At 39.0% G+C, this 23,664-nt stretch carries 14 protein-coding genes and 1 pseudogene; 13 read left to right on the top strand and 2 right to left on the bottom strand.

The window, feature by feature from the left end; all coding sequences use genetic code 11:
* Positions 1 to 13 precede the first annotated feature (13 nt).
* From OM074_RS07880 to OM074_RS07860, 5 genes are all read left to right on the top strand, one after another.
* The gene (locus OM074_RS07880) at positions 14 to 1,513 is read left to right on the top strand and encodes a RagB/SusD family nutrient uptake outer membrane protein (RefSeq protein WP_301198915.1); all 1,500 of its coding nucleotides are present in this window, start codon (positions 14 to 16) and stop codon (positions 1,511 to 1,513) included.
* A gap of 75 nt (positions 1,514 to 1,588) precedes the next feature.
* Positions 1,589 to 2,797 (top strand): TlpA disulfide reductase family protein, encoded by a 1,209-nt coding sequence (locus OM074_RS07875; protein WP_301198914.1) that lies wholly within the window; start codon positions 1,589 to 1,591, stop codon positions 2,795 to 2,797.
* 139 nt (positions 2,798 to 2,936) lie between these two features.
* A complete protein-coding gene (locus OM074_RS07870; RefSeq protein WP_301198913.1) occupies positions 2,937 to 4,076 on the top strand; it encodes a TlpA disulfide reductase family protein in 1,140 nt (379 codons plus the stop codon).
* 10 nt (positions 4,077 to 4,086) lie between these two features.
* A complete protein-coding gene (locus OM074_RS07865; RefSeq protein WP_301198912.1) occupies positions 4,087 to 5,295 on the top strand; it encodes a thioredoxin family protein in 1,209 nt (402 codons plus the stop codon).
* Between the two features lie 567 nt (positions 5,296 to 5,862).
* Positions 5,863 to 7,254: a TlpA family protein disulfide reductase gene (locus OM074_RS07860; protein ID WP_301198911.1), complete on the top strand. Its 1,392-nt coding sequence runs from the start codon at positions 5,863 to 5,865 to the stop codon at positions 7,252 to 7,254.
* 186 nt (positions 7,255 to 7,440) lie between these two features.
* Here OM074_RS07860 and OM074_RS07855 read toward each other — a convergent pair.
* Positions 7,441 to 7,782: pseudogene (locus tag OM074_RS07855) on the bottom strand (sigma-70 family RNA polymerase sigma factor); the annotation flags it as partial.
* 30 nt (positions 7,783 to 7,812) lie between these two features.
* Positions 7,813 to 7,986, bottom strand: a complete 174-nt coding sequence (locus OM074_RS07850; RefSeq protein WP_301198910.1) for a sigma-70 family RNA polymerase sigma factor — start codon at positions 7,984 to 7,986, stop codon at positions 7,813 to 7,815.
* 262 nt (positions 7,987 to 8,248) lie between these two features.
* On the opposite strand from OM074_RS07850, the gene OM074_RS07845 reads away from it, so the two are divergent.
* The 8 genes from OM074_RS07845 (at position 8,249) to OM074_RS07810 (ending at position 23,434) form a co-directional block, all read left to right on the top strand.
* Positions 8,249 to 9,412, top strand: coding sequence for a FecR family protein (locus tag OM074_RS07845; RefSeq protein WP_301198909.1), 1,164 nt, complete (start codon positions 8,249 to 8,251; stop codon positions 9,410 to 9,412).
* A gap of 93 nt (positions 9,413 to 9,505) precedes the next feature.
* Positions 9,506 to 12,934 (top strand): TonB-dependent receptor, encoded by a 3,429-nt coding sequence (locus OM074_RS07840; protein WP_301198908.1) that lies wholly within the window; start codon positions 9,506 to 9,508, stop codon positions 12,932 to 12,934.
* Between the two features lie 12 nt (positions 12,935 to 12,946).
* Complete coding sequence (locus tag OM074_RS07835; protein ID WP_301198907.1) at positions 12,947 to 14,902, top strand: RagB/SusD family nutrient uptake outer membrane protein; 1,956 nt, start codon at positions 12,947 to 12,949, stop codon at positions 14,900 to 14,902.
* Positions 14,903 to 15,030: 128 nt separating this feature from the next.
* On the top strand, positions 15,031 to 16,404 hold the full coding sequence (locus tag OM074_RS07830; protein WP_301198906.1) for a DUF4959 domain-containing protein: 1,374 nt from the start codon (positions 15,031 to 15,033) through the stop codon (positions 16,402 to 16,404).
* Positions 16,404 to 17,963, top strand: a complete 1,560-nt coding sequence (locus OM074_RS07825; RefSeq protein WP_301198905.1) for a DUF4998 domain-containing protein — start codon at positions 16,404 to 16,406, stop codon at positions 17,961 to 17,963. The genes OM074_RS07830 and OM074_RS07825 overlap by 1 nt, the downstream gene beginning before the upstream one ends.
* 178 nt (positions 17,964 to 18,141) lie before the next feature.
* A complete protein-coding gene (locus OM074_RS07820; protein WP_301198904.1) occupies positions 18,142 to 19,368 on the top strand; it encodes a thioredoxin family protein in 1,227 nt (408 codons plus the stop codon).
* 71 nt (positions 19,369 to 19,439) lie between these two features.
* Positions 19,440 to 20,606: a retropepsin-like aspartic protease gene (locus OM074_RS07815; protein WP_301198903.1), complete on the top strand. Its 1,167-nt coding sequence runs from the start codon at positions 19,440 to 19,442 to the stop codon at positions 20,604 to 20,606.
* A 5-nt stretch (positions 20,607 to 20,611) separates the two neighbouring features.
* On the top strand, positions 20,612 to 23,434 hold the full coding sequence (locus tag OM074_RS07810) for a M16 family metallopeptidase (protein ID WP_301198902.1): 2,823 nt from the start codon (positions 20,612 to 20,614) through the stop codon (positions 23,432 to 23,434).
* The last annotated feature ends 230 nt before the right edge of the window (positions 23,435 to 23,664 follow it).

Here is a 23,664-nt window from a genome sequence, read left to right as displayed (position 1 = left end):
TAAATGTAGAATTATGATGATAAAAAGATATATTTTCAATATGATAGCTTGCCTGGTTTTATCAGTATTGGCATCTTGCGATTTAACTCCAAGGCTTGATGATTATGAACCTCTTTATTCTTTGCCGGCAGAAGAGGCTATTGATGGGGAACCTGCAGCAGAGCTCGCTCTTAGTGGTATTTATTCCGGGTTTAGGCAGCTAAGCAGTGGTAATGGAAATCCTCAGATTTATATTTTTCCAGATATGATGTCAGGTTATACTCAGCCTTCAGCCTATAATAATACTGACCAGCAGGTTATGGGTTGGGTTAATAATAACCCTATCGTAACAGGTTCCACTGTGCAATTAGGTGTTTATACTCGTATGTATGATGTAGTTAACCGTGCAAATTGGTTAATAGCTAGTTTAGAAAAATTGTCAGATGATGATTTTGAAACACCGGGAAGAAAGGGCGAGATCATGGCAGAAGCCAAAATACTAAGGGCAGTCGGACATTTTTATGTGTTGCGTTTATATGGTCAGTTTTATGATACAACCTCAAAATACGGTATTGATATTAGAACAGCCCCGTCTACCAGTGCAGAAGCACATCCTCGCAAAACAGTATCTGAATCATATCAAAGTATTTTAGATGATTTGGATGTTGGTATTGCTCAGGGACCTTCTCCCAGAGGCAGTATGTACGTGAATAGTATTTTTGCAAAGGGAATGAAATCTAAGGTTTTGCTTTATATGGGTGACTATTCTGCAGCCGCAAACCTGGCTAAAGAGGTTATTAGTGATGAACATTTTTCATTAGCAGCAGATTTTGCTGCAGGATTTCAGCCTCACACCTCTGCTGCACTTTTTGATAATCCTGAAATTCTATTTGGATCTAGTGGAGATCCGGATTCAAACCTTGGAATCGGAAATTTTTACAGTGGATTTTTTGGCGCTATTACAGAAAAATATATTAATGATATTTCAGGAGGAATTGTTGTTGATGGACAAAATATATTGTTTGATGGCGGAAGGGCTACTTCAGTGCTAACAGTTAATACATCTTACGGTGGTTACTGGACTTCAAAATATACATCTTATTTTTCAGCCGGCGATTATGAAATGATCTATCATCTCCGGTTGGCAGAGGTTTACCTTATTTTAGCTGAAGCCAGCGCACGGAATAGTTCTGGCGTAACATCTGAAGCTTTAGAGGCTTTAAATACCTTACGTACCCAGCGTGGAGCTGCCACAACCGGAGAAGATGGTTATGAAACTTATCCGGCAACAATAAGCTATGACCAGTTTTTAACGGCAGTACGTATGGAAAAAGCAGCTGAGCTTATGGCTGAAACAGGTGAAACCTGGTATGATCTTGTTCGATATGATTATGCTGATGGTTTTGGTACCGGATTCCAGATTTCTGATGTAAAGCCATCTGCTACCAATTCTGATAAATTTATCCTGCCTATTCCTTTTGAAACAGTTGAAGCAGGAGGTTTTGTATTAGAACAAAATCCATCGTATGAGTAAATAATATTAGTTGCCGGGTTAGATTGGTTATTCTTCTGGTCTCTCGGCAATCATTCTTCAAATATATAATTAGCTATGAAACAAATCTTAATAGGGGTATTGTTATTATCCTTTATGGCATGCTCCCAAAAGCCACTGGAAAAAGGTAAATATAGAATCAATGGAGAGGTAGTGGGGATGGAAAATGGAGAAATTTATCTTTCAAAGTATCCTGCTATCGATACCATAAAAGTAACAAATGGAAAATTTCTGATTGAAGATAAACTGGATGGTATTGTAGGTCAAATTGGTTTGATCAAAGATCCAGCAGAAAGAGGGATGACACTCGAAAATGTGCTTTATCTGTTTATTGAACCTAAAATTATGACACTTCAATTGAATTATAATGACTTTTCGAAATCAAAGTTGAGTGGTTCAAATACCCAGGATGATGCCTATAGGTTAGACCAGATTAGAAATGAAATTGCACAAAACTATACGGAAGAGCAGAAGGCTTTTGATCAGGTTAGTGAAAGGTTTTTGGCGGCAAAAAAAGCTAAAGCAAGTGCCAAAGAAATTGAGGCCATTAAAAATGAAGACAATGTATGCAGAGAGAAACTCCAACCCATGTGGGATAAACAAAATAATGCAACATTGGAGTTTATCAAAAATAATCCAAAATCTTATGTCAGTGTATATTCCCTTGTTTTCCAGTTGGGAGATATGAAGTATGATGAAGCTAAAGCTATTTACGACCAATTTAACCCTGAGCACTTAAAAATTGGGATGGCAACACGTTTAGCAAGTGATATTGCTAATATGAAAAAAGGCATACCTGGTGCTGAGGCAGGGGATTTTAATACTACCGACATTAATGGAAAGCCAATTAAGTTAGCCGATTTTAAGGGTAAATATGTATTGATTGATTTTTGGGCAAGTTGGTGTGGCCCTTGTCGTGCAGGTAATCCTCATTTAATAGACATTTACCATAAATATCACCATAAAGGCCTGGAAATTCTGGGTGTATCCGACGATGATAGCAATCCTGCAGCATGGAGAAAAGCCGTTGAGAAGGATCAGATTGGCATTTGGCATCATGTGTTGAGAGGATCCTCATTTGACCGTAAAACTATGAAAAACAAATTCCCCGAAAAAGACATTAGTGATGGTTACAACATTCATACATTGCCAACAAAAATACTGGTTGGTCCTGATGGAATTATTTTAGGACGATTTGGTTCAGGGGGTGGTAATGATCATGATATGGATAAAATGTTAGCTGATTTGTTTAAAAATAAACAGTGATAATTACCATTAAAAATAAAAAACAATAATAAAGACATATGAAACGACCATGTAAATTTGATTATCCAAATTGACAAACAGGCGGATGATTAAATTTATTTGGGAGTTCCATCTGTCCATTGAAAATAAATTTAAGCAGATGAAAAGCGGTAAATATTGTTTGATCATATTATTACTGGCTCTTTGGGCATGTTCAGAAACCAAAGTGCCAACCATGGAGTTGCATGGCGAATTAAAAAATGCGGAAGATGGAACAATCGTTCTCTCGAAAAGTGTATCCAGAATGAATTTTGAAAAAATTGATTCGTTACCCATTGCAAAAGGAAAATTCTCTTTTAAGAGGCAACTTCAGGATACAACATTTTATATGTTTACCCTTAAACCGTCAGGTCTGAATTTTGTTGCCATACTTGAAAATGGAGTAATCAAAATTACTGGTGATGCAAGCAAATCAGAACGTGGATATTTTAAGGTAGATGTAGAGGGAAGTTATAATGATTCATTAAGTCAGGTAGCCTCTGGTTTAACCCAAACAGTATTGGAGCAGGAAAAATATGCTGTGTTTAGGATTTTAAGCGAACAATACGGCCAGGAAAAAGATATAGATAAGAAATCGGAAATTAAGGATAAGATGGCGCCTTATCAGGAGGAATTGTCAAAAGAGGTAACTGCTCTTCAATTGGAATTTATCAAAAAGCATATCAATACCTTTGCCGCAGCAAGTGTGATGCCTTGGATGCATGATGCTGTTTCGCTTGATGAGTTAAAGGCTTTGTACAATTTATTTTCTGATAGATGGAAGAAATCAGAGGTACTTGCTGAAACAAAAACTGATATTGAAAATAAGGAAAGGACTTTGCCCGGCAAACCAGCCCCGGATTTCACATTAAAAGATCCGCAAGGAAACGATATTTCACTTTCATCCTATAAAGGTAAAGTGGTGTTGGTTGATTTTTGGGCTTCGTGGTGCCGCCCATGTCGTGCTTCATTTCCTCATCTTATGTCGTTGTACAAAAAGTATAAGCCAATGGGTTTTGAAATCATTGGGGTATCTAACGATTCCAATCGTGATAAATGGAGAAAAGCGATTAAGGATGATGGAATTACATGGGTACAAACCGTAGATGAGTTTCCCGAAAAATATAGACCGGCAAGAGTGGCAACCCTATATGCAATCCCTTACCTGCCAACTACTTTTTTAATTGACAGGGATGGTGTGATCATAGGAAAGGTACATGGTGAAGATCTGGATAAAAAATTGGAAGAATTATTTAAGTAAAAAGAAAAAAATGAAGAAGATTATATTTTTTTTAGCTGTTATACTTGTAAATACTGCTGGTTTGTTTGCCCAGGGAATTGAATTTACACACGCAACTTTTTCGGAAGCACTGAGCAAGGCAAAAACTGAAAACAAAATGGTTTTTATGGATTGCTATACTTCATGGTGTGGCCCATGTAAGATGTTGGCAAAAAATGTATTTCCTCTTAAAGAAGTGGGGGACTATTTTAACCAACGCTTTGTGTGTGTTAAAATGGATATGGAAAAGGGTGAAGGAATAGAGCTGGCTAAAAAGTATGGTGTAAAAGCTTATCCAACATTGTTATTCCTGGATGCTGATGGTAAAGTATTGCACACAAAAGTTGGGGGAGCTGATGGACCAGGATTGATAGAACAGGCAAAAATAGCATCAGACCCCAGTAAGCAGATTAGAGCGTTGCATAAAAAGTATGATGAAGGGGAACGTAGCGTTACGTTTTTAAGCAATTATGTGAAAGCTCTTGCTAATGCATATCAAATGGATAAATTGGCAGAAGTAGGTGAAGCGTTTATCAAAAATACAGCTACCGAAGAATTGCTTAATGTTGATGCTATAACTATAATCAGTTATTCTGGGATTCTTAAATATGGTAGCCAGGTTTTTCAATTTATCATAGATAATAAGGATGAGTATCTAAGCTTTGACGGTATTGGTGAAGAAGATATTAATGGGCTGTTAGCCGGTGCAATAAATAATTATTATGGAGAAGTGGCATCCGGGAGTTCTTTAAATGACCTTAAAAGTGCCATTGAGGCAACAAAGAAAGTGCATGTATCTGCTTATCAGGATTATTTAGAAACCAATGCATATAAAACTTATTACTTGTCGCATAAAGAATATGACAATTGGTTTCAGTTTAGTATCGATCAAGCTGAGGAGCTGATGAAAACAGATAAGGACCAGGGAACTTCTATGATTATACAAAGTGCATTTGAGGTTGGTGTGAGACCAGAATTTGCAGAGGCTGATGACTTGGCAGAGAAAGCTGCAAAATATATTGAAGAGCTAATTGAAAAATCTGATAAAGAAGTGTTGGCAGGGTATTTTTGCCTGGCTAGCCTGTATAAAAAGCTAGGAGATAAAGAGAAAGCACTTGAAAACATTAATAGTTATATTTCAATATCCAAAGAAGAGTCGCCAAGGGTAACCAAACTTAAAAGTGAAATAGAAGGTATGTAAAAATCCTTTAGATATTAAGTGATTTCTGCAAGAAAACTCATGATTCCTACGCTCTCCCTCCAACTCCCTAAAGGGAGAGTCTCAACCCTCACAGTGCGAGAGGCTTCCCCTTTAGGGCATAGCCGTCAGGCTAAGGAGAGGCTGAAAGCCTCATACATCACAACAAGGGGCATCGCCCCTTGAAAATAACAAGCTGTAAATATCAGGCTGTAAGTCTGAAACAAATAATTAATGTATCAGGCTTACAGCCTGAATTAGCAAGGCGCTAAGTTTCTTGGGGCGATGCCCCAAGTTTTGATGTTATAGGCTTTCAGCCTTAATATACAAATGATTATAATTAATTTAAAGCATTAGCCTGACGGCTATGCCCTTTAGGGGACGAGGGGTTAGCGGTGGGGTTCACTATAAAACAGAAGTTTTCTTGCAAGCACTAAATAGGTTTTAATTAATAAAAACTGTGTGTCTACTCAAAGGGATGTGTGAAATAGCGCTGAACCAGAGTTTATTAATTTATCACCAGCTACCAAAGATGAAGTCATAAGCATAATTAAGTAATAAGAAAGTACAATGAAATCAAGAATTAAATCAATAGCAATAATAGTACTGTTAAATATTTGTGTTGTAATAGCAGGATATGCCCAGCAAAAAACGCCCCATTATGATAGGTTAATGGGTATGAAAGAAACCACTGCAATAGAGAATTATGTTGATTCATTATTAAAAGGTTCGGAGCAGGATGGTATGGAAGTATTGGCGTACTACAGGGCTAAAAAAGATCAAAACAAGGTTAATAGTATTACAGATAATCTTAAGAAAAGATTTCCGAATGGATATACGGCCGCTTCGGAATATGTGATGAAAATCTACAAAGAAGGTGATATGGCAGAAGTAGAAAAACTGGTTCAAGAGTATTTGAATCGGTTTCCAACTCTGAATTTGAGCAATATGTATACTGTTGCAGCTGATAGATCCGCCAAAAACAGGAGTTTGGATCATTTTCTCATGTATCTTGGCAAGATTGAGGATCAGGACATGAAAGGATTGATTTTGAATGTTTGTAGTCCTGCCTTTATAGATTCCGAACCGGAAAGGATGAAAGAAGTTTTTGATAAGAAGTTAACGGAATTTGATATTGCCAAAGATGATTTAAATAAATTTTACGATTTGTTGGAGATATCGTCCGACCTGTATGTAGCGTTGAAAGATTATAAAAATGCATTGAAATGTATTGAACCCGTATTTTTATACAAGCAGGAAAAAAGTAATGATTTTCTGATTAAATATGCAAATGTATTGAGCCTTAATCAGGAGTATGATAAAGCCTTTGTTATGCTCGATAGTTTAGTAAGAGCAGGTCAAGGAAATGAAAAACTTAGGACTGATTTTCAGGTGGCTTTTAGTAATGTATTTCCAGCTTCTGATTTTGATCATTATCTGGCAGGAATCCAAGAAGTGTTACATGAAGAAATCGCTCATGACGTATCAAAAAAGATTATAAAAGAAAAAGCACCTGATTTCTATGTAACAGATGTAAATGGCAATGTTAAAACATTGGATGATTTTAAAGGTAAGTTGCTGGTTTTAGATTTTTGGGCAAACTGGTGTGGCCCATGTAAAAAGTCTTTCCCGGCTATGCAACAGGCTGTTAATAAATTTAAAAATGATAAAGAGGTAGAGTTTTTATTCATTCATACCTGGGAGAATGCTAAAGAACCTGTTTTAGTTGCGCAAAAATACCTGAAGAAATATAATTACAGTTTTAATCTTTTGATGGATTTAAAAGACAAGAAGACTGGTGAAAATAATGCAGCAACAGCATTTGGGATAAAGGGTATTCCTGCTAAATTTATTATAGATAAGGATGGATTTATAAGATATAAAGGTGCTGGTTTTGGAGGAGGTGATGATGAACTGGTGGCCGAACTCTCAGCGCTGATTCATCAAATAAAACAGAATTAACATTAATTTTAAAGGATTGTTTTCTGATGTAGAAAGCAGTCCTTTTTTTAGTTGTAACAAAATTCTTCCATTCAACCCCCTTAATATATTACTAATGTGACAAGATGGCATAGGTCTGTCTCGATTGAATAAAGGCTTATCTTTGCATTCCCTTATTTCAATGTCCCATCTAATGTTTGGGGATTTTTACTCTCTACGATCATTTCCTGTCAGCTTTTCGCGTAAAAACTGAAGGGAACGGCGAAGTTGGGTTTGAACAGTGTTGATGCTTATGCCCAATATGTCGGCGGCCTCTTTGTATTTGTGTCCTTCAATATAAACAAGTTCAAAAACCTTACGACGTTCTTGAGGTAATTCTTCAATGGTTTTATAAAGTATTGTGTACTCTTCAACATCTTCGGTATTTAACAATTCGGTCTTGGGGTATTCTTCAGTGGTCGACATAAATACCTCTTGTCGCAAATTTTTCGATTTCAGGTAATTTAATGTTTTATTCTTAACCGATCGAAAAAGATAGTAATCAAGATTGGTTTCAACATTGGCAAGGTTCTTTTTCTGTCAAAAACTAATTAAAGTTTCCTGTACAATATCTTCGGATGAGTGTTCGTTGTGGATAATCTTATTCGCAAAAAGTACCAACGGAATATAATATGTATCAAAAAGAAGTTTAAAAGCCGACTTCTCGTCCTTCCTGTATAAGGCTAATATTTCGTTTGTTTTTTGACGAGACATAAATGTACTGATTCACAATGAAAGAATGTTTCCGGCTACTCCGAACAGGCACAAATATAAAAAAATAATTACAAGAGTGTGTTAAAAGCCATAAATATGGGGTGAAGAATGAAATTTATAACGTTTTATATTTTTTTTCAAAAAAAAACACACATGTTGTCACTGAAAAGCATTTTTTTATTGTCTTAGTGATATAAAAAGTGGGGGGACTGTTTATGAGACTTATTTCAAAAACACCTTTTATTTTAAATAATGAACCGGAATGGGAATAGATGAAATAATATATAAATACTTAAATAAGGAGCCTTTATCAAACGAAGAGCTTTTGATTCTTGATGATTGGAAAATCAAGAACCAGAAGAATGATATGTTTTTAAAAAATATGGAGTCCTTAAAAAAAGACAGGGAACTAAGCCAAAGACTCCATAAGGAATTAGACGATACTTATTTTGCAACAAGGAAGAAGTTGGAATATCGCAAGTCTAAAGCCACGCGAACACTTTGGTACCGTATTTCAGCAGCCTCTGTATTGTTGATATTGGCCATTACATCGGCGCTGTTTATAGGACGTAATTCCGGGCCGGATAATTATGTGGGTAATATTGAACCAGGTAGCCACCAGGCTACACTTGAACTGGCAGACGGTAGTAAAATTGAATTGTCGCCCCTGGTTAAAGATGTGGTAAAGGATCAAGATGCTGTGATTAACATAGACAAAGGTATGGTTTCGTATAAGGAAACAAATAACGTCGATACCCTAATAGCAGATTCCATAGTATATAATACGATAGTTATTCCACGCAAAGGAGAATACAAGATTATACTGAGTGATGGGTCTTCCATCTGGTTAAATGCCGAGTCGAAACTCAAATATCCGCTTAAATTTAAAGGTAAAGAGCGTAGGGTTTTTCTTGAAGGGGAGGCATATTTTGAAGTGGCCCACAATAGTAGTATGCCGTTTATTGTAGAAACAGAAGCCCAGGAACTGGCCGTTTTGGGAACAAAGTTTAACATCACAGCATTCCCTGATGAGAGCTCCGTGCAATCAACATTGGTGTCGGGAAGTGTAAAAATAAATGTAAAAAATTCTGACAAAAAAGTATTGTTAATTCCAGGGCAACAGGCTGTTGTAGATAAAGACTCCCGAAATTTAAAAGTTAATTCGGTTGATGTTTCTGAAATTACAGCATGGAAAGAAGGATTCTTTTCCCTGGAAAACGTAACCATGGAAGAATTCTTAAACCGGCTGTCGCGTTGGTATGATGTGAAATTTGTTTTTGAGGACGACAGTGCAAGAGGGTTGGCATTTAGAGGGAGCGTACCGAGATACGATAATTTAATTAGTGTTTTAGATATGCTCCAGGCTATCAGTCCTGTTGAGTTTAAATATCAAAAAAATGAAATAGAAGTTAAAATGAAGAAATAAAAAAAAAGCGGTAGGTTCTGGTAAAACCAACCGCTAAATTTTAAATAAAAACTGTTGCAACAGTAATTATAATTTAACTCGAATTACAAATGTATGAAAAAATGTTATCATTATGGCCATTTTCCGGTGCGGAAATGGAAGGGGACTTCATGGCTAAAGAATTCAAAAACGGTACAATTGCTACTGTTCTTTTATCTGGGATTTTTTGTGACCACAGTGGCGTATTCACAACAAACATTAAATGTCAACTATGAGAATAAAACCATTGTATCGGTCTTAAACGACCTGAAGAGTCGTACAGGTATGAAAGTTACTTATATGCAAGGACTGATACCTGAAAATAAAAAAGTTAGTGTTACCATTAAAAATGCCACCATTAAGGATGTTCTTAATGAGGTACTGGTAAAAAATGGTTACAGTTATCAGATAAAGGATAATGTTATACTGATAGGTAAGGCAGAGGAACTACCGCAAGAGCAGGTTCAAAATGAGAGGTACAAGTTAACCGGCCGGGTAACCGATGAAAAAGGAAATCCGCTTCCCGGGGTAACCATTATTGTTAGTCAAACCGGTCAGGGGGTTGCTGCTGATACTAACGGTCGTTATGCTATTCTGGTTAGAAAAGATGATGTACTGAAGTTTTCTTTTATCGGTTTTAAACCGCAAACAGTACTGGTTGATGGAAAACCCAAGCTGAATGTTGGGATGAAACCGACACAAGAGAATGTGGATGAAGTAACTGTGGTTGCTTTTGGTACTCAGAAAAAAGAAAGTGTGGTTTCGGCCATTACAACAGTAAAACCGGAATCATTAAAATCATCGAACAGTGACCTGACCTCAAGTTTTGCAGGCCGTATTCCCGGACTTGTAGCCTGGCAAACAGGTGGTATCCCGGGAGCATTGACAGAGGAAGAGATGAATACGAAATTCTATATTCGTGGTATCACTTCATTTGGTGAAAATGCAAATATCGACCCATTGATTTTATTAGATAACGTTGAAGTTTCAAAACTTGATCTGGCCCGTATCGATCCGGATGATATCGAAAGCTTCAGTGTGATGAAGGATGCATCAGCAACAGCAATGTACGGTGCACGTGGAGCAAACGGGGTTATTTTGGTTACTACAAAAAAAGGTAAAGAAGGCCAGGTATATACTTCTGTACGTTACGAAGCGATTGCCTCAATGCCTACGCGCGAAATTGATGTGGTTGATCCGGTTACTTATATGAAGGCTTACAATGAGGCTTTAACTGGTCGCGACCCATTAGCTACTCCGTTGTATACAGCTGATAAGATCAATAATACAGGGAGTAGTAAATTCCCATCTTATGTTTATCCTGCAAACGACTGGTATAATTTACTTTTTAAAGATGTTTCTATTAACCATCATATGGGTATGAATATTCGTGGTGGATCTAAGATTATTCAATATTACGCATCTTTGAACCACAGTATGGATCACGGTATGTTGAATACGGATCGTTTAAATCAATATGATGTAAACATCCGAAACAACACAACAGCTCTGCGTATTAACCTGAATATTGACCTTACACCAAGTGCCAAGCTGGTTGTAAACTCATCAACTACTCAGGATAAATACCACGGGCCCATGGCAGATGTAAGGCAAGCTTACCAAATGGCTTTTGCTGCCAACCCTGTTGATTATGCAGCTGTTTATCCTGCTGATGAATTCCACGACTGGCCGCATATTCGTTTTGGTGGTTTAACCTTAAACACAAGTAACCCGTATGCTCAAATTCAGAAAGGTTACAAAGAAAGAAGCCGTTTTGCTACGGTAAACCGCCTGGAATATATTCAAAACTTATCGGCATTGATTAAGGGTTTGGAAATTAGGGCAAATGGATCTTTGTACCACGAAGGCTACTATGTAAATGTGTTTTCAACTGAAGATTATTTGTACCGCCTGTTGGATTACAACTATCAGACAGGGGAGCACACCTTACAACAGGTAAAAGAAGGTCGCAGGACATTGAAATTAACCAATCCGCAGGTTAATTCGGCCGGGTCGAATCAGTTGACAGGAGAGTTCAAGTTGTTACATACCGCAGCATGGAAGGATCATACCACAAGTTATACAGCTGTGTTCAATATGCAACAATCCACAAACTCACAGCCAAGTTCGTTGTTGGATGCACTTCCTGCCCGCAACATGGGAATGTCGATGCGTATGGCTTATGGTTATAAAGAGCGCTATTATGCAGAAGGTAGTTTTGGTTATAATGGATCAGAACGCTTTGATGAGGATAACCGTTTCGGATTTTTCCCTGCTGCAGGTTTAGGTTGGGTTGTTTCAAAAGAACCGTTTATGCAATCGGCATCTAACTGGTTAACATTTATGAAACTAAGACTTTCTTACGGAAAGGTGGGAAATGACGGAATTGGCGGATCAGGTTCAAGGTTTGTTTATTTGTCGGATATCTCAATTAATTCACAGGATTTGTATAATATCAATTCCTATGAAAACCCGCAGGTAACCTGGGAAATTGCAGAGCAAACCAACTTTGGGCTTGAAGCGACTTTAAAGGATGGATTGCTGGACTTTACGATAGATGCCTATCAGGAGATACGTCATAACATCCTTTCATCGAGATTAGTAGTGCCTGCCAGTGCCGGTTTGGGATTATCTCCGTTGGATAATATTGGCGAAGTACGGTCCAGAGGTATTGACTTTCAGGGGAAAATCCAAAAAGCAATTACTCCTGATTTCTGGTTTATCCTGAATGGAACCCTGACTTATAACAAAGCAACATTTAAAGAAATTGAAGAGGCTTTGGATAAGCCGGTATGGCAAGAACGTGTAGGTCACGATATCTCGCAACAAGTAGGTTATATTGCCGAAGGGCTGTTTCAGGATCAGGAAGAAATTGATGCTGCACCGGTTCAGTCAGGTGATGTGATGCCTGGAGATATCCGTTACCGCGACGTTGATGGCGATGGTGTTATTGATGTTAATGATGCCGTGCATATTGGTTATCCAACAACGCCACGTATTATTTATGGTTTCAACGGAGTGGTTGCTTACAAAGCTTTCGAGTTTAATTTCGCTTTCCAGGGATCGGGTCAACGTTCTATGTTTATCAATTCGGCAGCTATTAGCCCGTTTACCCAAGACCATGCGTTATTGTCAAAAATATATGAAGATCACTGGACACCGGATAACATGCAGACCAAACCTTTTTGGCCTCGTTTGTCGACCAATAATATCATATATCACAATGGGGAAGAAAACATATCTGCCAATAAGGAAGTGGCACGTTACTCAACCTATTTTATGCGTGAGGTTAAATTCTTGCGTTGTACCTCGTTGGAGTTGGCTTACAACCTGCCGGAGCGTCTGACAGATAAAATGTATTTGAAAAGGCTGAAGGTGTTTGCTCGTGCAAATAACCCATTTATCATCAGTAGTTTCAAATTATGGGATGTAGAATTAGGTAACAACGGATTTAACTACCCAATTCAGAAAACTTTTTCTGTGGGTGCAAACATCAGTTTCTAAACACATTTGATTATGAACTTAAAAAATATATTAGTTGGCTTAGCGGGAATGCTTTTATTATTTCCGTCATGTAACAAATACCTGGATATAACTCCTGAAGATGATATTCTGGATATCCCTGCCATATTTGAAACCAGGGATGGAGCTGAGCGATGGATGAAAGATGTGTACGCTGGAGTGTCGGTTTTGTATGGAGGAGAATATTCAGATCCTGCAATATTGGGAGGAGACGAGTATGTGGGAGGCCAGCATGCCAGAGCTGTATCGTACCACTCTATGTTTTATATTAGCGATGGTCTTCAATCGTCGGTAGAACCTTATGGAAACCTTTGGAGATTTGATGGACTATACAACACAATTCGCTATTGTAATACCTTTCTGGATCATATTAGTGAGGTTTACAACCTGTATGAAGGTGAGTTGGAAACCTGGACTGCAGAAGTGAAAGCTGTAAAAGCTTTTTACTATTTTGAGATGGTGAAGCGTTATGGGCCTATCGTTTTGGTTTCTGAAAATATAGATGTATGGGCTTCCCTGGATGAGATGAGAGGTACGCGAACTCATATAGATGTTTGCTTTGCCGAAATCGTTACTTTGCTGGATGAAGCTATTCCGGACCTGAAACTAATGGCGGAGAAAGATCCGGAACGTTACCAGTATTTTTCGAAAGAAGCAGCGGTTGCATTAAAAGCAAAAGTTCTTTTATTTCAGGCTTCTCCGTTGTTTAATGGGAATGCATTTTACCGCGACTTCCGCAATCGTAATGGTGAACAGTTATTCAAACCAGATTATGATGCTGAAAAATGGAAGGCAGCCGCAGAGGCTATTGATGAGGCGATTGCTCTTTGTGAACAAAACGGATATGAATTAATATCAGGAAACAAAGAGACGGTTACTCCATTGCTGAATACAATGCGGGATCTCGAATTGTCAATCTGGTCGCCTAACTATAAGTCGACTGAGGGAATAATGATGGTTTCAACTTCGGATCTGCTGTATAGAAATACTTTGCCCTCAGTTGGTACCAGTTCCAGTAATATTCATTATGATCCGAATATTTATGGCGATATAGGTACAAATATAAAGATGGTTGAAACCTTCTATACAAAGAATGGCCTGCCAATCGATCAGGATAATACATGGGACTACGAACGACGCTACACATTGGGAAGGGAGAACAATAGCTATTATAAAAACGTAGTAGATATGGCTAACGACGTTTTAGTGCTTCACTTAAACCGGGAGCCCCGTTTTTATGCCAATATTGCTGCTCCCGGAACCTATTGGCAACGCGGTCCGCTAAAATCAACCTACTATAACCTGTTGATGGAAACATACAGGGGGCAGGCCGTGGGTATAAAGCAAGATCATATTGACCCGAATTACCCACAAAACCTGACCGGTTATTGGGTGAAAAAAAACTCGCGCTGTGAAGTTCCAATAAATAACTATTCAAACCAGTTGTGGTCAACCGTGGGTTCTGTTCTGCCAAAGTCAGCCATCCGTTTGGCCGAACTGTATTTGATGCAGGCAGAAGCATGGAATGAATATGAGGGACCTGATGGTGCAAATCGTGCAAAGATATTTGACTCGCTAAATAAGATCCGTGAGCGTGCCGGAATCCCAACGGTAGAAGATTCATGGACCAAGTATTCGAAAAACCCTTTGAAAATTACTACTAAGGAAGGAATGCGGGATATAATCCGTCAGGAAAGATCCATTGAACTTGCCTTTGAAGGGCACCGATTTTGGGATCTTCGCAGGTGGAAAATAGCGCAAACAGAGTTAAATAAAAAACCTCGGGGATGGAATGTGCTGGGGAGAGATGCCCGGGAGTATTTTAACAACTTTGAGGGACCATCAGTTGTATGGGATAAAGCAGAGTTTAAGTCTCCGCGCGATTACCTGTTCCCCATTAAGAGTGAGGAAGTGATGATTTCAGGAGTTGTGCAAAATCCTGAATGGTAAAAATTAACTTTTATGATATGAAACGAGCCGTGGATACGAATTTGCCATATTGGGAAATGACTATCCAGGTGAGTTCCATCCCGCTAAGGCGGGACAGGTAATGGCAATTAAAAGCAAATTTTAGACACATGAAAAAAGTATTCTTATTAATATTAATTGTTGCAGGTTTTTATTCCTGTAGCAAAGACGATAAAGGCTATCTCGACATCACGGTCGACCAGAATACCATCTCGTTTGATGCGGTTGAGGGAGGTGCAATTATGCGTTTTACTTTGGATGATCCTCGCATATACCGCGTTAAGGCTGAGTATAACGATCAGTATGGCAATAACATTGTAAAGATGGCAAGTTTTGCCAACGATTCATTAATGCTAACCGGGTTTAATGCTCCCCATCAAAACGTCCATGTCCTTGTATCTTATCTGGATGAAAATGATAACGCATCGTCATCCGTAGATCTTACCTTTAATACCTTAGCTTCGGCTGTGTACTCATTTTTTGATGCCGCAGAGGTTTATTCATATTGGGATGGTTTTGCTGTTAGTTATGAAGCGCCTGAGTTGGTGAGTGGTTTTGCGAATGTTTATTTTATGGGAACCAATCCGGTGACTAAAGAGCGTGATAGTATTCTGGTAGAAACATTTCCGATAAAAGCTGGTGGTGATGCTCGATTCTATTCTTTGGATGAATCGCAGAAGAGTGATTATAACACTGTGATTATTACTACTGAAGATTATAATCAACGGATAGCCCAAAGCAATACATGGGAGAATGTTGAGTCTTTTTCTCGCGTGAGACTTCCGAATACCGGTTTTGAGCTGATTGATCCCTTTGGTTTGTCCATAGAAGATCAAAATGACGACAATCCATCTTATCCGGTCCGCTTTGGTAAAGAGTATTTATTTGATGGGGATATCAAAGGTTCGCAGCGCTTAGAAAACTTTACATTGGGATGGCCACCGGCACAATATACCTTTATTGCAGGTCCGAGGGCTATGCAAGACCTGGACGGCAATCAGATGTATTTTGTTCTTGATATTCAGGAAAAATCAATTGTTGGGGAATTGCGTTTATATGCTCTTTTGAGCCACGGGCGCATGATGAACCCGACTATTTATAACAACGATTATTATACCAAAGCACCTTGCAAGGTGAAGGTTTACGGATGTAATGATTATGTAGAAAGTACTGATCCCACAGCAGAAACCGGAAGCTGGAAAGAGCTTGGTTATTATAATGAAGATCCAAATGCAGCCTCTGCAAACAGGTGGTATACAAATAAAGAAACTGGTTATAATTATGATATTCAGACATTGGCTGCAATGGAGGCTGCTGATCCCGCCTATTTGTCAGTATCCCTTGATTTTGATGGTAACGAGTATCGTTACTTCAGGATTGAAGTACTAGATACTTATGAGAATTTATGGTTGCCAAGCTATTTCCATAATAATGATGGTTATGTGAGCTTTCACGAGATTGAAGTATTTGCTAAAAAGAACTGATGATGAGAAAAAATCTTTTATATATTATATTACCAGCATTATTCGTTGGCTTGTTTTCAGCTTGCGAAAGCCTGGAGGATACTTATTCGGATTATACCGGGGATGGCCCGATCCGATATTTATCTAAAGCTTATTATCTGGAAGGTACTCCCGGTTGGGAAGAGGTTGTGCTTAACTGGGAAAATAAAATTGATGCTGCCAGAGATGCAATCCTGGTTAAATGGCAGGATGATAACACAAGCCGTGATACTATTATTGACAAGGATGCAACAAGTTGTGTGATTGCTGGACTGGAAAACTACGAATATAGTTTTTCGGTAAGTGCTATCAGCTATGATGAAGATCTTGAGGTGACAGCAAGTTCGTTGGCATCGACAGTTTATGCACGCCCTTTTACTTTCGATCATGAAGAGCTTTCTACTTTTACAAGGGTGGTTATCAAACAATTTAAAGTAGGGAACGACAATTTGTTGCTGTTTTTCGATTCGTGGAAAGACAACCTTGTGGCTGTTGAAATCGGTTATTACAAAACCAATGAAACTACAGAAACACGCATTCAGCTAACAAAGGAAAGTTTGGGGACTGAGTATTGGCCAGATGGGGAAAAGTACTTGTTGATCCCGGGAATTGACTTAACCCAAAGTGTCAATGTATACCGAACAGGATCGATCGAATCGCTGGATGATCCTGAATTTAGCATAGAGTTTCCTGTTGTTAACTTAAACCTGGATGTTTTGGCATTTAATAGTGATTTTGCAACGCAGGTACAGAATTATCTGAATGTAACTGAGCTGGATGCCGGCACTATTGAAGATGTAGAGGTTTTGGAACTGGATCAGGATCTGACTTCGCTGGAGGATTTGCTCTATTTTCCAAATCTGAAAACGGTTTACCTCGGGAAAAACAGGTATATGACAGCTACTTATGCATCAGATTATTCGGCACAATCTACTTTGTCGGATAAGGAACGAAGCCTGGCAGTATTAAATGTGGCTCATGATAAGTTGCAATTGGATGTTCATCAGTACAATGCACACTATTTGGCCTCCTATGAAGCTCCGGATTGGTTTGTGAAAGAAGGAAACCCAACTGTACCATCCGTAGACCTGATTGAAAGCACTTCATCGTGGAGTTATTCGGTAACTCCGGCTGATCAACCTGGCTATGATTCATATTTGAGTAACCTGTTTGATGGACAAAGCGCAACAGCCTGGACTCCACTAATGGGTTCTGAATTGTTGGTGCATCAAATTGAAATCGACCTTCCGGAAGAGGTGGATGTTAGAGGTTTCAAGGTGGTTCAGTCTGCTTTGGTTACAAGTTCTTTGGTACCTAACTATATTCAGATTGAAATTGCAGCAGAAGGAGGTCAGTATCAACAGGCGGCTTTTACGGAAGATATTCCTCTGGGAGACAGTAATGGTGAAACAACTATTATCTATCTGAATAAAGATAAGGAAACACAAAAGGTTCGTAGAATTCGGTTATATCTTACCGATAAAGATTACTATGGATCTTCTTACGGTACTGCTCTTGCAGACTTTATGTTGATTAAATAATGTTTGCAGAGACTAAATAATGGTAGTTGTATGGGGTTATCTCAATAGTATTTCTGGCAATAGGAAATATGATTATGGTATAAATCCTTAATTAACGGAAGTTTTTAAACTTTTGAGATAATCCTATGCACTGTGCCAATGATTACAGAAACGATATACTGGAAGAAAATTTAAATGCATGAAACGAATATTATTCATAATAACGCTTTTGGTGGCTTTGGGAGCTCATGCTTTCTCACAAAACACAGGTATTGTTTTCGAGGAGACGAAATCGTGGAAGAAGATTGTTAAAAAGGCAAAAGAAGAAAAGAAACTGATTTTTGTGGACTGTTATGCTGATTGGTGTGGTCCATGTAAAAAGCTGGCTAAAGAGGTTTTTACACAGGAGAAGGTTGGTACTTTATTTAACGAGAAGTTTGTTAATGTTAGTTTTAATGTTGATAAGGATGAAGATGGAAAAGCGTTGGCTCAAAGCTGGAAAGTAACCGTGTTGCCCACTTTGTTTTTTATTGATCCGGAAACAGAGCAGCCGGTGCATAAAATGGTTGGTTCAGGAGATGGGGAATGGCTGATAAATGGTGCTAATCTGGTTGCTGATCCGAAAAACGGATTGCAGGCTATGCTCAATCGATACAATAAAGGAGATCGTGAACCGGTTTTCATGCTTCAGTTAGTTAAGTTGCTGAAAGACGCCGATATGAAAAACGAAATTGAGAAGGTGACTAAAGATTTTCTGAATACTTTGACGCTGGAACAATTGGCAACTCCAACCGTTTGGTCACTAATCATGCAGTGGGAAAACGATCCATTGTCGAAAACTTTGCTTACTGTTCGTGATCATATTGAAAAGTTCTATGCCATTCCTGGCGAAAATCAAAAAATGGTAGTGGATATTACTTTGGCTAATGCAATGTTAAGCAGGGCTATAGAGTATGCCACAACGCCAAACCTGGCAGCTATTGATCCAACAGGTTACAATGATTTTGTTGATTATCTGGAGAAAGCAGAAGGTCCTGGGAAAGATATGGCTGCCATTTGGTTAAACACCTCTATGCTGTCGCGCAAAGGCGATTGGAATAAGATGTTGGATGTGATGCACGTTGTCAAAGATGAACAGCTATTTCCCCCGCAGGTTTATGGGCAGTATTTTATGTTCTTCATCAAATCTCTGGCAGAAATGGACGATAAGGAAGCTTTAGAAGCTGGAGTTAACTGGTTGGACGAATTAATTACCAATGCTTCTGGTGATGATCTTACATCGTATTCAGTGCGTGCTACAATGAACGGTGCAAAAGCAGGACTTTACGAGGCATCTAAGAAATATGGCCCTGCTCAAAAGGCTAAAAAAGAGATGGAAAAATACGTCAAGCTAATTCAGGACGAACAAGCTGCTGTTCAACAATAACAATACTGTTATTAATACTTATTGATGTATAATTTGCGTCTCAGGCAAATCTATTTAGAGACTTATGAATTATGAAAAGAAATTTACTAATCATCATATTATCGCTGATCGGTTTTACGCATTCTATTGCGCAAAATAGTATAGAAACCGAATTGAAATACAGCGATGAGAATGGGGTTCCTGTAGTTGATGTTGTTATTGGCGGAAATACCTATCGGTTTATGCTCGATACCGGTGCAGGAAAGACTTGTGTGTCGGATCGTTTGGTCAATGCCGAAAAACTTGAATATGCACAGTCTCAGGAATCCATGCAGGGACTTGGCGACAACTTGTTTATTGCCAATATTTCAAATGCCAGCCTGGGAAGTCTGGAGATAACAAAAAAAGAGGCCATTGTAATGAGTGCCGACAATGTGATATTGTCAACACTTGATGCGGATGGTATTATTGGGGCGAATATTCTGGCTGACTATGTAGTTACATTCGATTCAAAGAAAAAATCAATTACGCTTTCCAATCAGGTGGAGTCATCCATTACGGGTTGGGAAACGCTGAAATTATGGAATAACGTACCTCTTTTTAATATTAAACTACAAGGTAAAGATGAACTTTACGATGTGCCTGCTTTGTTTGATAGTGGTAATGGGACCGCTTCTGTGAGCCTGCCTTCGGTTGAAGGTTTTGAACAGTGGACAGGAGCCGGAATTATTAATAACGTAATCGAAGGCCGTGGTGCTACCGGTTCTATGGTTGGCGGTTTGTCAGGAATGGACAAGCTCTATCGTGGAAAATTAAACGACCTGCATATTGGTGGGTATGTGTTTAATGGTATCCCGGTAATGACCGGTGGTATTGGTTACCTGCTGTTATGCTTTAAAATAACTGACCTGGGAAAAATAACCATTGACTATCCTAATAACCGATACCACTTTGATGTGTATGAAGATGGTGCTGTCTGGAAGGTTGATAACCGTCCTGTGATGACAGGTCCGGATAATGGCCAATTGCGAGTGGCGGCAGTTTGGGGTGAAGATGCCCGGGCTAAATTGGATCCGGGTAATATTATAACGGCAATAGGCAAGCATGAGATCAGTAATGTAAACGACACGGTCCCGAATATTGACAAGCTCATTCTTCACTACGGAGCCCAAAATGCCAGGGTAACTGTACAGGACAAGATAGGTACAGTAAAACAATTACCTGCATCATTATTCCTACCCGTTAATATTAAGAAATAAATGCAATGATTATAAAACGAATTATAGCAGGGATGGTATCCCTGATCCTGGGTGTTACATCAATGTGTGCCCAGCAATTAAATATGGCAGATACACTTCCGTTTGATCCGGAAGTAAAGGTTGGTAAATTGAAGAATGGACTGACCTATTATTTGCGCCACAATGAAAGCCAGAAAGGTTTGGCTGATTTCTATATTCTACATAATGTAGGGTCTATTCAGGAAGAAGATTCTCAAGACGGGCTGGCTCACTTCCTTGAGCATATGGCTTTTAACGGAACTAAAAATTTTCCGGGCAAATCGATGATTAGCTGGCTTGAAAGTGTTGGGCTACAGTTTGGTACAAACATAAATGCAGCAACAGGTATGGAGATGACATATTATATGCTGTCACAAGTCCCATTGAAAAGGGAGTCAATTATCGATTCAACTTTGCTGATCCTACATGATTGGTCGCACTTTATTTCACTAGAGGATGAAGAGATAGATAAGGAGAGAGGCGTTATAAACGAAGAGCGCCGCCAGCGAAATAATGCTTCATTCCGGGCCAGCCGAAAAGCAGCCCCTGTCTTCTACAATCATACACGGTATGCGGATCGTGATATGTTGGGAACTGAGGAGTTCCTGAAAACATTTTCCTCTCAGCAACTAAGGGATTACTATCACAGGTGGTATCGTCCCGATTTACAAGCGATCATTATTGTAGGTGATATTGATGTGGAGCAGGTAGCGGAAAAAATTAAAAACATGATGGCAGATATTCCGGCTCCGACTAATCCCGAACCTAAAGCAATCATCCCAATACCCGGAAATACAGAGCCGTTAATGACGGTGATTACTGATCCTGAATTTACCGAATCAAGTGCGAGCCTTTATATCAAGAGAGAAGCTTTTCCCGTGGAGTATAACAACCGGGTTGGTGTTTATAAAATGGATTTGTTGCTCAATGCGGCACTTTCAATGGCAAATATGCGTTTTACAGAGATGGCTCAGGCAGTTGCTCCGTTTCGGGGTGCACAATTAGTTAATAATCCTGTCAGTTCCACTACCGAAGCAGTTGGTTTACACGTTTCATCGGCAAAAGAAAACCTGCCTTTGGCTTTTGAAGCGGCTTATACCGAGTTGGAACGCATTCGTCGTTATGGATTCACGGCTCCGGAATTAGAAACTTTCAAAACCAGTATTTTGAGGTCTGCTAAGTATGGCTTTGAGAACGCTTCCAGGCGGGATAATGAAAGTTACGTTTGGGAATGTATCAACCATTATTCAAAAAATAAGCCTGTTCTTTCAGCTAAACATGAATGGGCAGTGCTTCAGTTGCTTGTGTCCCAAATGAAGCTGGAAGAAGTCAATGAGCTGTTATCTGTATTGTTATCTCAATCAAATAACGTATTGGTAACATTGGTGCCAGAAGAGGTTGGCCTTGTTGTACCCACAACAGAGCAGATGGCGTCCATCATGGCCAAAGTTCGTGGTACAGAATTAAAACCTTACGAAATAAAGGTTATTGATAAGCCTTTAATTTCTGATGAGGAAAGTATTATTCCCGGGAAAGTAGTTAAAACTGAAGAAGGGATTTATGGCTCAACAGAGTGGACGCTTAACAATGGTATTAAAGTTTTTGTGAAGCCTACAAACTACAGCCCAAGCCAGGTGTCAATGAGTGCTTATGCTGATGGAGGCCTTTCTATGGTTGACGATGCTGATTATTTTACAACCCAAAACTTAATTCCATTGATTAATATGTCGGGATTAGGGGATTTTGATGTTATTGACTTAAAAAAGGTAATTGGAACAAAGGTTGCCATGGCTACACCAACCATCTCACGCTTTTCAACAGGAATCAGTGGTGGTGCTGCCAAGTCGGATGTGGAGACTATGCTGCAGCTGACCTACCTGTATTTTACCAATCCCAAAATGAGTCGCGATAAATTTGATAGGATGATGCAGACAAGTCGTAGAAAAATTGAGCTGACAAAGACTTCGGTTGATTATATTTTTCAGGAAAAAATGAATGTGGCTATATATGGCGAGGAAGATAATGTCAGAACCCAGCCACCAACAGTTAAAACGCTTGATGCCATTGATTTTGACAGGATGGATGATATCTACAACCAGTTTTTTTGTGATGCTGCAGGAAACTACACTTTTTATTTCCTTGGAGATATTGATCTTAATCAACTACAACCTTGGGTAGAGAAATACCTTGGTTCGTTACCGGTTGGAACGCAAAAGCTAAGCTGGCATGACGACATGGTGAGAGCCCACAAGGGTGAAACCAAAAAGCGCTTCGAGGTTCCGATGCAAACGCCACAGAGTACCGTATTTTATAATTACACAGGCGATATTGCATACAATCAGGAAAATACGCTACTGATGGCTATGCTGAGTTCATGTCTGCAAACCCGGTATCTGGAAACAATCCGTGAAGATAAAGGAGGATCGTACGGGGTTACAGTAAATGGCAGTTTATCCCGTTTGCCAGTACAGGCTTACACCATGTCGGTATCGTTTAAAACAAACCCGGAAATGGCTGATGAGTTGGCTCAGATTGTTGACGATGAATTACGCAAGATGGCCGAAAACGGGCCCAATCGTGCCGAGGTAGACAAGAACCTTTCGTACTGGTTGAAAACCCGTCCGGATGCCATGAAAAATAATGGCGTCTGGCTTACTTTGATGCAAAACTATAACGCATGGGGTGAAGACTGGAATACTGATTATGAGGCTGTGATTAAAAATATTACGCCAGAGCGTGTTCGTGAATTTGCGCAAAAAATAGTAAGCGATGGCAATGTAGTTAAGATCATCATGGATCCTGCTAAATAATGTCTGATTTAAATAGCAATTAATAATGTGTATAATATGAAACGAGCCATAAGGATAAGTACTTATGAACGAATAAGACTGTTCTTTATGGTGAGTTTCATGAGGTTATTAAATAATAGATTTATTGGAATGAAATTATCATGATTAAGTACTAACCATGCGAGATGATGAAATTGAAGTTTTGAATTCCCTTTTTTCATAACTTAATTTATCAATCCTGATACCAGACT

The organism is Plebeiibacterium marinum (genome assembly GCF_026013615.1).
Taxonomy (GTDB): Bacteria; Bacteroidota; Bacteroidia; order Bacteroidales; family Marinilabiliaceae; genus Saccharicrinis; species Saccharicrinis marinus_A.
Note: the sequence above shows the minus strand (reverse complement) of the source record. Positions and strands in the feature narration are given on the sequence as shown.